This is a genomic window from Pseudomonas sp. HY7a-MNA-CIBAN-0227 (assembly GCF_040310325.1).
Classification (GTDB): Bacteria; Pseudomonadota; Gammaproteobacteria; order Pseudomonadales; family Pseudomonadaceae; genus Aquipseudomonas.
In genome coordinates this window covers 183869-195527 of record NZ_JBEOPT010000006.1, presented here as the reverse complement: position 1 = coordinate 195527, position 11659 = coordinate 183869, and the positions used below count along the sequence as shown (strand labels likewise).

11 protein-coding genes are annotated in these 11659 nt (G+C 60.4%); 4 read left to right on the top strand and 7 right to left on the bottom strand.

Translation table 11 applies throughout. The features are described from left to right. Window positions 1-19 precede the first annotated feature (19 nt). Window positions 20-1402, top strand: a complete 1383-nt coding sequence (hemN, locus tag AAEZ06_RS12755) for an oxygen-independent coproporphyrinogen III oxidase (protein WP_149412866.1) — start codon at window positions 20-22, stop codon at window positions 1400-1402. A 6-nt stretch (window positions 1403-1408) separates the two neighbouring features. Here hemN and AAEZ06_RS12750 read toward each other — a convergent pair whose 3' ends face one another. Continuing rightward, window positions 1409-1879, bottom strand: coding sequence for a hypothetical protein (locus AAEZ06_RS12750; RefSeq protein WP_149412865.1), 471 nt, complete (start codon window positions 1877-1879; stop codon window positions 1409-1411). Between the two features lie 155 nt (window positions 1880-2034). Between AAEZ06_RS12750 and fnr the strand changes: the two genes are divergently transcribed. Both fnr and AAEZ06_RS12740 read left to right on the top strand, forming a co-directional pair. Next, complete coding sequence (gene fnr, locus AAEZ06_RS12745) at window positions 2035-2769, top strand: fumarate/nitrate reduction transcriptional regulator Fnr (protein WP_149412864.1); 735 nt, start codon at window positions 2035-2037, stop codon at window positions 2767-2769. Window positions 2770-2848: 79 nt separating this feature from the next. Next, a complete protein-coding gene (locus AAEZ06_RS12740; RefSeq protein ID WP_149412863.1) occupies window positions 2849-3397 on the top strand; it encodes an adenine phosphoribosyltransferase in 549 nt (182 codons plus the stop codon). 5 nt (window positions 3398-3402) lie between these two features. On the opposite strand, the gene AAEZ06_RS12735 is transcribed toward AAEZ06_RS12740, so the two are convergent. From AAEZ06_RS12735 to dnaX, 5 genes are all read right to left on the bottom strand, one after another. Continuing rightward, the gene (locus AAEZ06_RS12735; RefSeq protein WP_149412862.1) at window positions 3403-4551 is read right to left on the bottom strand and encodes an acyl-CoA dehydrogenase family protein; all 1149 of its coding nucleotides are present in this window, start codon (window positions 4549-4551) and stop codon (window positions 3403-3405) included. 97 nt (window positions 4552-4648) lie between these two features. After that, a complete protein-coding gene (gene recR, locus AAEZ06_RS12730) occupies window positions 4649-5251 on the bottom strand; it encodes a recombination mediator RecR (protein ID WP_133101641.1) in 603 nt (200 codons plus the stop codon). Window positions 5252-5317: 66 nt separating this feature from the next. Continuing rightward, entirely contained in the window at window positions 5318-6352 is a 1035-nt protein-coding gene (gene curA, locus AAEZ06_RS12725) for an NADPH-dependent curcumin/dihydrocurcumin reductase (protein WP_149412861.1), read from the bottom strand. A gap of 267 nt (window positions 6353-6619) precedes the next feature. Continuing rightward, entirely contained in the window at window positions 6620-6958 is a 339-nt protein-coding gene (locus tag AAEZ06_RS12720) for a YbaB/EbfC family nucleoid-associated protein (protein WP_133101643.1), read from the bottom strand. A gap of 43 nt (window positions 6959-7001) precedes the next feature. Continuing rightward, complete coding sequence (gene dnaX / locus AAEZ06_RS12715; RefSeq protein ID WP_350614537.1) at window positions 7002-9083, bottom strand: DNA polymerase III subunit gamma/tau; 2082 nt, start codon at window positions 9081-9083, stop codon at window positions 7002-7004. 134 nt (window positions 9084-9217) lie between these two features. Between dnaX and AAEZ06_RS12710 the strand changes: the two genes are divergently transcribed. Beyond that, the gene (locus AAEZ06_RS12710) at window positions 9218-9976 is read left to right on the top strand and encodes a substrate-binding periplasmic protein (RefSeq protein WP_149412859.1); all 759 of its coding nucleotides are present in this window, start codon (window positions 9218-9220) and stop codon (window positions 9974-9976) included. On the opposite strand, the gene AAEZ06_RS12705 is transcribed toward AAEZ06_RS12710, so the two are convergent. Continuing rightward, a complete protein-coding gene (locus tag AAEZ06_RS12705; RefSeq protein ID WP_149412858.1) occupies window positions 9957-11648 on the bottom strand; it encodes a putative bifunctional diguanylate cyclase/phosphodiesterase in 1692 nt (563 codons plus the stop codon). The two genes, AAEZ06_RS12710 and AAEZ06_RS12705, sit on opposite strands and share 20 nt — an antisense overlap. Window positions 11649-11659 lie beyond the last annotated feature (11 nt).

Below are 11659 nucleotides of genomic sequence, written 5' to 3'. Positions count from 1 at the left end.
CACTCCGGGAAACGCCCGCATGCTCGACGCCATTCGTTGGGACACTGATCTTATTCATCGCTACGGTCTGGCGGGGCCGCGCTACACCTCGTACCCCACCGCCGTCCAATTCGACAGCCAGGTCGGCTCCTTCGACCTACTCCACGCCCTGCGCGACAGCCGAAAGGCCGTTCGCCCATTGTCGCTGTACGTTCACGTGCCGTTCTGCGCCAATATTTGCTACTACTGCGCCTGCAACAAAGTCATCACTAAGGACCGCGGGCGCGCCCAGGCCTATTTGCAACGCCTGGAGCAGGAGATTCAACTGGTGGCCTGCCACCTCGACCCCAACCAGCAAGTGGAGCAATTGCACTTTGGCGGCGGTACACCGACCTTTCTCAGCCACGACGAACTGCGCCAGTTGATGGCCAAGCTGCGCCAGCATTTCAACCTGCTGGACGACGATTCCGGCGACTACGGCATCGAGATCGATCCAAGGGAAGCCGATTGGGCCACCATGGGCCTGCTGCGTGAACTGGGCTTCAATCGCGTCAGCATCGGCGTGCAGGACCTCGATCCCGATGTGCAGCGGGCGGTCAATCGCCTGCAAAGCCTGGAAGAAACCCGTGCCGTGATCGATGCTGCGCGGACCTTGCAGTTTCGCTCAATCAATATCGACCTGATCTACGGTCTGCCCAAGCAGACGCCGGAGCATTTCGCCCACACCATGGACGAAATAATCAGCCTGCAGCCGGACCGCCTGTCGGTGTTCAACTACGCGCACCTGCCAGAACGCTTCCTGTCCCAGCGGCGGATCAACAGCGAAGACCTTCCGGCACCCGCCGACAAACTGAAAATGCAGCAAAACACCATCGAGCAACTGGCCGCCGCCGGCTACAGCTACATCGGCATGGACCACTTCGCCCTGCCCGACGACGAACTGGCCATCGCCCAGGAAGAATCCACCTTGCAGCGCAATTTCCAGGGCTACACCACCCATGGCCATTGCGACCTGATCGGCCTTGGGGTGTCAGCTATCAGCCAGATTGGTGACCTGTACTGCCAGAACAGCAGCGACCTGAGCCACTACCAAAACTCCCTGGCCGGCGCGCAACTGGCCACCAGTCGCGGCCTGATCTGTACGACGGACGACCGTTTGCGGCGGGAAGTCATTCAACGGTTGCTCTGCAAATTCAGCCTGGCGTTCGAGGAGATCGAACAGCTCTTCACAATCGATTTTCGCGGCTATTTCGCCGAACTGTGGCCACAACTGGAAGCCATGGCCCGTGACGGCCTGATCGAACTCGACGCCCAGGGGATTCGCGTGCTGCCCGCAGGGCGCTTGCTGGTGCACGCTGTGTGCATGGTGTTCGATGCCTACCTGGATCAGCAGAATAAGCAGCGTTTTTCCCGGGTGATCTGATCCGGGTTAGCTCATCGATAGAGATGCAGTCTTGACTGCATCACCGGCACTCATATCTTTTATCGCCTTGAGCAGGGACGCCTGGGCCGCCGTCAAGCCTGCCTGCAATCCGCTCAATGCTGTTTGCAGGCCACCTAGCCGGGCCTGGGCCTGATCAGGGCTAAGGCTCTTGTCGGCCATCACTGCCGCCATTTCCGCCTGTTTTTCTACGATCTGCTGTTTGAGTTGACGGATCATCTTCAGCAACTGCTTGACGTTATCCGCCAGCCCGCTGTCGTCGATATCCTCGTTAGCGGCTTTCTCGGCGGCTGCAGCGTTCAGCGAAGCCCCGGAAAAAGTCACGGTCACGCCCTCTACCGCCTTGGGTTCACTGAGCAGAGTCGTCTCGGGCGCATCGCTTGCGACGCTGTCTTTTTTCGGCTCAGGCAGGGTCTGAACATTTGTGCGGGCTGCGAGATTGCCACCGATGGAAAGCATGTATTGAGCCTCCTGGCTCTTGGGCTAATAGCAGTACATCGGCCGCTGGCGGATAATCTTTACATCCTTGCTGGTTTTTTGTACACGCTGGCCTGAAGACCCCCGAGTGCTGTACCCTTACCCATTATGTGTGTTTTCCCACAAGGATTTAAGAAATGTCCGAGCCAGTTAAACTGCGCGCTCATAGCCAGGCTCATTGCAAGGACTGCAGCCTGGCGCCGCTTTGCTTGCCACTTTCGCTGAATCTGGAAGACATGGATGCGCTGGACGACATCGTTAAACGTGGTCGCCCACTGAAAAAAGGTGAATTCCTGTTTCGCCAGGGTGACAAGTTCGATTCCGTTTATGCCGTTCGCTCCGGCGCCTTGAAGACCTTCAGCCTGAGCGATGGCGGCGAAGAGCAAATCACCGGTTTCCACCTGCCCAGCGAGCTGGTCGGTCTGTCGGGCATGGACACCGAGATTCACCCGGTGTCGGCCCAGGCCCTGGAAACCACTTCGGTGTGTGAAATCCCCTTCGATCGTCTCGATGAGCTGGCCCTGCAATTGCCGCAATTGCGCCGCCAACTGATGCGGGTCATGAGCCGGGAAATTCGTGACGACCAGCAAATGATGCTGCTGCTGTCGAAGAAAACCGCCGACGAGCGGATCGCCACCTTCCTGGTCAACCTGTCGGCGCGGTTCCGTGCCCGTGGTTTCTCGGCCAACCAGTTCCGCCTAAGCATGTCGCGCAACGAAATCGGTAATTACCTGGGCCTGGCGGTGGAAACCGTATCCCGCGTATTCACCCGCTTCCAGCAGAACGAACTGATCGCCGCCGAGGGCAAGGAAGTGCATATCCTCGACCCGATCCAGCTCTGTGCGCTGGCCGGTGGTTCGCTCGACGGCTGATCCAGACACTTGCGGTCGCGCCAACCGGCGAGGCCGCAGGTATACTGCGGGTCCGCTTGCCTCCCAGGACTCCTCGACGATGGTCTTCGATTCGTTCGACATCAAATCCCTGATTCGCCCAGTTATCGACTTCCCCAAGCCTGGGGTGATCTTTCGCGATATCACGCCGCTGTTCCAGTCGCCCAAGGCCTTGCGCCTGGTAGCCGATACCTTTGTTCACCGCTATGTCGAAACTGAGTTCACCCACATCGGCGCGATGGATGCTCGCGGGTTCCTGATCGGTTCGATCATCGCCTATCAGTTGAACAAACCACTGATCCTGTTCCGTAAACAGGGCAAGTTGCCGGCAGACGTGTTGAGCGAGGGTTATCAGACCGAATACGGCGAAGCCTTCCTGGAAGTCCATGCCGACAGCCTGTGTGAAGGGGATTCGGTGCTGATGTTCGATGACCTGATTGCCACCGGCGGCACCCTGATCGCCGCGGCCAACCTGGCACGACGCATGGGCGCGCGGATTTTCGAAGCAGCGGCGATTATTGACCTGCCGGAGCTGGGTGGCTCGCAGAGGTTGGAAGACATGGGTATCCCGACGTTTTGCTTGACGCAGTTTGCGTTGACGGACAAATAATCCGGTTACAACCCCATCTGCTTACTGATGATTTCATTCATCACTTCCCGGGTTCCCCCGCCGATGGACAGGATGCGGTTGTCGCGGTACAGCCGCTCCACCAGGCTGCCACGCATGTAACCCAAGCCACCGAGGATCTGCACCGCGTCGTAGGTCACGCGGTCGGCGGTGTCGGTGGCGAGGTTCTTGGCCATGGAAATCTCTTTGATCACGCTCTTGCCTGCGGCCATCTTCGCCGCCTGGCGATAGGTAAATTCCCGGGAGACTTCGACGGCGGTGGCCATTTCCGCCAGGCGATGCTTGAGCACCTGGAACTTGCCGATGGGCTTGCCGAAGGCTTCGCGCTGGGCAGCCCATTTCAGGCTTTCTTCCAGGGCCAGCTGCGCGGTCATGTTGGCCATTAAGGCCAGGGCCAGGCGCTCACTCTGGAAGTTGCCCATGATGCAGGCAAAGCCCATGTTCTCGGCACCGATCAGATTGCCGACAGGCACCTGGCAATCATCGAAGAACAGCTCGGCCGTGTCCGACGCCCACCAGCCCATTTTTTTCAGCGGCTGGCCGACGGTGAAGCCAGGGGTGTCCTTTTCCATCAGCAGCAGGCTGATACCACCGAAACCTGGGCTACCGGTACGCACCGCAACGGTGTAGAAATCGGCACGCACGCCACTGGTGATAAAGGTTTTGCTGCCACTGACCCGATAATAATCACCCTCGCGTACCGCACGGGTTTGCAGGTTAGCCACATCGGAGCCGCCAGCGGGCTCGGTGACGGCCAGGGCCATGATCTTCTCACCGGCCAACACCTGGGGCACCACACGCTCTCGCACCTCGGGCCGGGCCCATTTAACGATGGGCGGCAGGCCGATATCCAGCGAGCCCAACCCCGCCACTACCCCACCAGAGCCGCAGCGCATCAGCTCTTCGCTGGCGACGACCTTGGCGAACAGGTCACCTTCATGGCTACCGCCCAGGGCTTCGGGATAGCCTATGCCGAGAATCCCCGCCGCGCCTGCCTTGAGGTACAACGCCTTGGGAAAGCTTTCGGCTTCTTCCCATTGCTCGATGCCCGGCAGAATTTCGCGCTCGACGAAACGGCGTACGCTGTCGCGAACCAATTGGTGGCTGGAATCGAAGTATTCCTGATAGGCAGGCATCGGCAAGCTCCACGCAGAGGTGGAGCGAACTTACCAAGCGCTTGCTTGGTTTTCAAGCATGCAATGCTGTAGGGCCCTCGCTCCTACACTGAAAGCATCAAAGAACGATAGGCTTGCGCCCGGCAAACGAGTGCGCCAGGGTGCCGCCATCCACCAATTCCAACTCGCCACCGAGCGGTACACCGTGGGCGATGCGCGAGGTGATCAGGCCTTTGTTGGCCAGCAGTTGGGCGATGTAGTGAGCGGTCGCTTCGCCTTCCACCGTGGGGTTGGTGGCCAGGATTACTTCAGTAAAGGTGCCCTGCTGTTCGATCCGCGTTACCAACTGCGGAATACCGATAGCCTCCGGGCCTAGGCCATCCAGCGGAGACAAGTGGCCCTTGAGCACAAAGTAACGGCCGCGATAACCGGTCTGCTCCACGGCATAGACGTCCATCGGTCCTTCGACCACGCACAGCAGTGTGTCATCGCGACGCGGGTCGGCGCATTGCGGGCAGAGTTCTTCTTCGGTGAGGGTGCGGCATTGACGGCAATGGCCCACACCTTCCATGGCTTGACTCAGAGCCAGGGCCAGTCGGGAGCCACCGTTGCGATCACGCTCCAGCAGTTGCAGCGCCATGCGCTGGGCGGTTTTCTGGCCGACGCCTGGCAAAGTGCGCAGAGCGTCGATCAGTTGACGAATCAGGGGGCTGAAGCTCATGAGGGAAAGGTCCGACAAAACAACGAGACGCGGTTTATACCCGCGCCCCGGATTAGCGTCAAATGCTCAATCCTCTGTAACACGCACCACCAACTTGCCGAAATTGCGCCCTTCCAGCAAACCGATAAAGGCTTCGGGCGCCTGCTCCAGGCCGTCGACCACGTCTTCGCGGAATTTGATCTTGCCATCGCGCACCCACGGCGCCATGGCGCTGAGGAATTCAGGCTGGCGGTCGCCGTAGTCGTCGAACACGATAAAACCCTGAATCCGCACGCGCTTGGTCAACAAGGTGCGCTGCAGCGCCGGCAACCGATCGGGACCGCTGGGCGCTTCGTGAGCGTTGTAGCCGGCGATCAGGCCACACAGAGGAATCCGCGCCTTGGGGTTGAGCAACGGCACCACCGCATCGAACACCTTGCCGCCGACGCTTTCAAAGTAGATGTCCACGCCGTTGAAACAGGCCTGGGCCAGTTCATCGGCGAAATGCTCGCTCTTGTGGTCGATACAGGCATCAAAGCCCAACTCGTCCACCACATAGCGGCACTTATCCGCTCCGCCCGCCACACCGACCACGCGCAAGCCCTTGAGCTTGGCCACCTGGCCGACCACCGAACCCACCGCGCCGGACGCAGCCGCCACCACCAGGGTTTCCCCAGCCTTGGGCTGGCCGATGTCCGTCAGGCCCATGTACGCAGTCATGCCAGGCATGCCGAGCACACCCAAGGCCATGGACGGGCTGGCCAGGCCATTGGGCACCGGCATCAGATTGCGGCCATCACAGATGCTGTGGCTTTGCCAGCCGGTGGAGCCTACTACCAGGTCGCCCACTTCGAATTTCGGGTTGCGCGACTGTTCGATACGGCTGACAGCGCCACCGGTCATCACCTCACCGATTTCCACGGGAGCCGCGTAAGACGGCGCATCACTCATGCGACCGCGCATGTAGGGGTCCAGGGACAGGAACAGCGTCTTGAGCAGGACCTGGCCATCGGCCAAATCCGGCAGGGTCACGCGTTCCAGGCGAAAATTCTCTGGTACAGGCGCGCCCTGGGGGCGGGAGACCAGAACGATGCGCTGGTTGAGGGTCAGGGCTTCGGTCATCAGTGAGGCTCCTTTATCGGTGAGTAAATTCAACGGTATAGGGTGCAGACACCGACCAGGGCATCGAGGTTCGACAAAACTGCGTACAGTTGTCGAGCCCCAGCAAGGCTACGTTGGCCACACCACTGCAATCAAGCTAGGCACCGAAGTCGCCCCCGAGCAACCTCGTTTCACTCGACAGCTGCGCAATAGACAGGCCCTGCCAATCTACACAGCAAAAAAAATGCCAGGCACGATGCCTGGCATTTTCATGTTCACGCGCGCCAATCAGAACGGCAGTTTCATACCCGGCGGCAGTTGCATGCCAGCGGTCACCCCGGACATTTTGTCCTGGCTGTTGGCTTCGATCTTGCGCACGGCGTCGTTGACCGCCGAGGCGAACAGAGCCTCGAGCATTTCCAGATCGTCTTCGCCCACACCTGGCAGCACGCTTGGGTCGATGGTCACGCGCTTGATGTCGTGACGACCGGTCATTACCACGCTGACCATATCGCCGCCGGCTTTACCGGTGACTTCGGCGTTGGCCAGTTCTTCCTGCATCTTGGCCATCTTTTCCTGCATCTGCTGCGCCTGCTTCATCAGGCCGGCCATGCCACCTTTCATCATGGGAATCACCTCAAAAGTACGTGGATCAATTATTAGCCCCAGCTTATGAAACCTGGGTTACCGGGGCTTCGACAGGTTCAATAGTATCGTGGCGAACCACGGCGCCAAACTGCTGCATCATCTGCTGGATGAGCGGATCAGCCTGGATCGACTCTTCAGCCTCGCGCTGGCGGTTTACCCGGCGACGGGAACCGGCCTGGGCCGGGGTTTCCTGCTCGGGCTTGATCAGCTCGATGCTGATCGTCAGGGTGCGCTCGTGGTACTGGTTCAGGGCATCGTTCAATCGACGCTGCTGGGTGGCGTTGAACAGCGCGCTGTGGGCCGGGTCCAGGTGCAGCAGCCAGTGGTCACCATTAATAGCGATCAAGGTGCAGTTAGCGGCGATGCTGCCCGTCATGCCGGAAATCGGCAGTTTCGGGAACAACTCCAGCCATTGCAGCGCCAGGCCGGTAGCCGGCATCGCCGCCGGTTCCGGCTCGGGCTCTGGGGCCGGCTCGGCGGCGTGTTCGCTGGCCAGGTCATCCAGATAGCTGTAGGCCGAGTCCATGTCTGGCTCGATGTAGTCTTCGTCCAGCGGCGGTTCGTCATCCAGGTCGACGCCCGGCGTAGCCGCGTCCACGTCGGCGATGGTCGGTTCGGGCACGGGGGCCGAAGCCCATTCCGACGCATCCGGCACCATGCTGTCCGGAGTTGGCGTCGGCATCGGCGTGAGATCGGGCTGCTCGCCGGTGGTTTCGAGCACAGGCTCGACGGCCGCTTGCTGCTCGATTACCGCCTCTATAGGGTCGTTCCAGGGCAGATCGACCACGGGCAACGGCTCGGGCTCGACAATCAGCTCTGGCACGACAACAGGCGCCACCGGCTCTGCAGGTGCAGGTGCAGGTGCAGGTGCAGGTGCAGGTGCCACAGCCTCCGGCGCCGCAATACTTGGCGCAACCACTGGCGCGACAACCGCCGCGCCAGCCACTGGTTTGGCGGAATCAACTGTGGCCCGGCTGATCCCCACTGGCTTTAGCGGCTGTCTCGGCGCATCTGCCGTGTCCGCAGGCCTGAACGCCAGCATGCGCAACAGGACCATTTCGAAACCGCCACGCGGGTCCGGCGCCAGCGGCAAATCGCGGCGGCCGATCAGGCCCATCTGGTAGTAGAACTGCACATCTTCGGCCGGCAGCGCCTGGGCCAACGCCAACACGCGATCGCGGTCGCCATGACCGTTGTCGACGCTTTCAGGCAACGCCTGGGCAATAGCGACGCGGTGCAGCACGTTGAGAATTTCCGAGAGCACACCATTCCAGTCCGGGCCTTGCTCGGACAGATGGCGCACAGCTTCAAGCAAGGCCTTGGCATCGCCTTCGATCAGCGCGTGCAGCACGTCAAAGACTTGCCCATGATCGAGAGTGCCGAGCATCGCCCGCACGTCAGCAGCCATGACCTTGCCTTCACCGAAGGCGATGGCCTGGTCGGTGAGGCTCATGGCGTCGCGCATCGAGCCATCGGCGGCACGGCCCAGCAACCACAGGGCGTCGTCTTCGAACGGCACGTTCTCGACACCGAGGACGTGGGTCAAATGCTCGACCACCCGCTCGGGAGTCATGTTCTTCAGGGAGAACTGCAGGCACCGCGACAAAATGGTTGCAGGAAGTTTCTGCGGGTCGGTGGTGGCCAGGATGAATTTAACGTAGGGCGGCGGCTCTTCCAGGGTTTTCAACAGCGCGTTGAAGGAGTGAGTGGAAAGCATGTGCACTTCGTCGATCAGGTAGACCTTGAAGCGGCCGCGGCTCGGCGCGTACTGCACGTTGTCCAGCAATTCGCGGGTGTCTTCGACCTTGGTCCGGCTCGCGGCGTCGATCTCGATCAAGTCGATAAAGCGCCCTTCGTCGATCTCCCGGCACACCGAGCAAGTGCCACAAGGCGTCGAGGTGATACCAGTTTCGCAGTTCAGGCACTTGGCGATGATCCGCGCGATGGTGGTCTTGCCGACACCCCGGGTACCGGTGAACAGGTAGGCATGGTGCAGCCGCTGGCTGTCCAAGGCATTGATCAGAGCCTTGAGCACATGGGTCTGGCCGACCATTTCGCGGAACGAGCGCGGACGCCATTTACGTGCAAGAACCTGATAACTCATCGAAAACCGTCGCAACTGGGAAGCGGAAGCGGGTAATGCTAGCGGAGCAAGGGGGAAATTGCATCCGGCACGCTCGCCTAATCTGACTAAGCTGGTCTAACCAAGCCCTATTAAGGGCTGAACCCGGAGAGTTTATGCGCGTAGTCCTGGGCGCCTTATGGATGATCACCACCGTCAGCCTGGCTGTGCCCGCACCTTTGCGCTTCTCCATTTCCGACAGCTGGGCCATGCCTATGGTGCAAATCGAGCAGGGCCAGCCGACCCAGGGTATTTTGTATGACCTGATGCTGAGCCTGGCGACCCAGGTTGGCCGCCCGGCACAGTTCCAGGTCCTGGCCCGGGCGCGCATCACCCCCGCCATGGAGCACGGAGAAATCGATGTGCGCTGCTATGTCACGCAAGCCTGGTTGAGCAATCTGTCCGGCGACTACAGCTGGAGTATCCCGCTGTGGGTCCAGCGCAATGTGCTGGTCAGCGCCCATTTGCCGCCGCTGTCGGTGCAACTGGGCAGCCTGGCGCCGCAGCAGATCGGCACGGTGCTCAATTACAGCTACCCAACCCTCGAACCGCGCTTCGCCAGCGGTCAACTCAAGCGCGATGACGCCCGTAACGAGGAGCAAGTGCTGCAAAAACTGGTGGCCGGACGTTTCAAGTACGCGGTCATCAACGAGTGGACACTGAATCGCTTCAACCAGAAACTGCCGGTGGCGCAACGACTTCATACAGTGGCCGTCGTAGAGGAACAAAGCCTGGGCTGTTATGTGCGCAACGACCCTGCCCTCCCGGTTCAGGAGATTCTGAGCACGCTCTGGCGGATGAAAATGTCAGGGGAAGTTGATGAGATCATCAAGCTGTATACCGGGACAGCGAGCCCTACACCTGACTCCCCGTAGCAGATGACAGCGAGAAGCCGTCTACCCACCCCGGCACCTCGGCAGCCGGCATCGGCCGGGCGAAAAAATAGCCCTGCGCCACTTCACAGCCCATGCGCATCAATAACTGGCCATGCTCCAGGGTCTCCAGGCCTTCGGCGATCACTTCGCGGCCAAACGCACGGGCCAGGCCTATCACGGCCTGGGTCAGCGCCAGATCGTCCTTGTCATGGAGAATGTCGCGCACAAACGACTTGTCGATCTTGATGGTCTGGGTCGGCAGCCGCTTGAGGTAGCTCAAGGATGAGTAACCCGTGCCGAAATCATCCAGGGAAAACTGCACCCCCAACGCCTGGCAGGCTTCCAGGTGATGGGTGACTCGCTGGATATTGTCGATGGCTACCGATTCAGCGATTTCCAGGTCAAGCATCTGCGGTGCAACCTCGGGGTGCTGCGCCAACAACTGCTGTAATCGGTCGACAAAATCTGCCCGCTGGAAATGCCGTGCCGCGATGTTAACGCTGACCGACCAGGAGTGCCCTGCGCCCTGCCACTGATGCATCTGCGCCAGCGCCTGGTCCATCACCCACTCACCCACGTCGACAATCAGATCGGTCTGCTCGATCAACGGCAGGAAATCCCCCGGAAACACCAGGCCGCGCACGGGATGCTGCCAGCGCAACAGCGCTTCAAAACCCACCACCGTACCGCAGCGCAGGTTCACCTTGGGATGGTAATGCAGGCACAACTCACCTGCCGCCAGTGCCTGGCGTACCTGCTCCACCGTCTGGTGGGTGGCCTTGACCTCCTGCTCCAGGGACACATCAAACAGCTGGAAGCGGTTACGCCCGCTCTGCTTGGCTACGTACATGGCCTGGTCGGCGTGGCGTAGCAAGGTGTCGGCGTCCTCGTCATCAGAGGGAAACAGCGTGACACCGATGCTGGCGAACACGTTGATCTCCAGGCCCTGGATCGAATAGGGCTCGGAGATGGACTTGAGGATACGCAACAAGGCGGCGTTCAGTTCGTCGGCATCCCGTACGTAACGCAGAATCAACACGAACTCGTCGCCAGCCAACCGGGCGACCACGTCCTCACCACGGATGATCTCTCGCAGGCGGCTGGCCACTTCCACCAGCAGCAGGTCGCCACACGCGTGACCGTAGCCATCGTTAACTGCCTTGAAGCCGTCCAGGTCGAGCATGCACACGGCCAAGGGAATGTCCTCGCTGCGGGAAAACTCCAGGGACTGGATCAGCAATTCGGAAAGGTAGGCGCGGTTTGGCAAGCCGGTCAGCACATCGTGGCCAACCCGCCATTGCAAGGTGTGCAGCAACTGGCGTTTTTCGCTGACATCAAAGCGAATCGACACATACTTCTGCACCTGCCCGGTGCGCTCATCCAGCAGCGGCACCATGGTGCTGTCGACCCAATAAAGCGTGCCATCCTTGGCCCGGTTGCAAATTTCCCCACGCCAGATCTTGCCCTGGGTAATGGCGAGCCACATGCCCTGGAAAAACCCGGCCGGATGCAATCCGGAGCTGAGTATCCGATGGTTTTTCCCCAGCAACTCCTTCCGGCTGTAGCCGGACAGGCTGCAGAACTGATCATTGACGTAGGTGATGCTGCCGGCCAGGTCGGTCTCGGAAAAAATGGCGGCGGCATCCACGGCCCTGCGATATTTCTCATCCATGAGTCAGGCTC

Excerpts from the sequence above, each read along its gene's own strand:
- fnr (WP_149412864.1), top strand. The coding sequence starts at position 2,035 with ATGTCCGAGCCAGTTAAACTGCGCGCTCATAGCCAGGCTCATTGCAAG.
- AAEZ06_RS12735 (WP_149412862.1), bottom strand. The coding sequence starts at position 4,551 with ATGCCTGCCTATCAGGAATACTTCGATTCCAGCCACCAATTGGTTCGC.
- AAEZ06_RS12740 (WP_149412863.1), top strand. The coding sequence starts at position 2,849 with ATGGTCTTCGATTCGTTCGACATCAAATCCCTGATTCGCCCAGTTATC.
- curA (WP_149412861.1), bottom strand. The coding sequence starts at position 6,352 with ATGACCGAAGCCCTGACCCTCAACCAGCGCATCGTTCTGGTCTCCCGC.
- AAEZ06_RS12710 (WP_149412859.1), top strand. The coding sequence starts at position 9,218 with ATGCGCGTAGTCCTGGGCGCCTTATGGATGATCACCACCGTCAGCCTG.
- hemN (WP_149412866.1), top strand. The coding sequence starts at position 20 with ATGCTCGACGCCATTCGTTGGGACACTGATCTTATTCATCGCTACGGT.
- AAEZ06_RS12750 (WP_149412865.1), bottom strand. The coding sequence starts at position 1,879 with ATGCTTTCCATCGGTGGCAATCTCGCAGCCCGCACAAATGTTCAGACC.
- AAEZ06_RS12720 (WP_133101643.1), bottom strand. The coding sequence starts at position 6,958 with ATGATGAAAGGTGGCATGGCCGGCCTGATGAAGCAGGCGCAGCAGATG.
- dnaX (WP_350614537.1), bottom strand. The coding sequence starts at position 9,083 with ATGAGTTATCAGGTTCTTGCACGTAAATGGCGTCCGCGCTCGTTCCGC.
- recR (WP_133101641.1), bottom strand. The coding sequence starts at position 5,251 with ATGAGCTTCAGCCCCCTGATTCGTCAACTGATCGACGCTCTGCGCACT.
- AAEZ06_RS12705 (WP_149412858.1), bottom strand. The coding sequence starts at position 11,648 with ATGGATGAGAAATATCGCAGGGCCGTGGATGCCGCCGCCATTTTTTCC.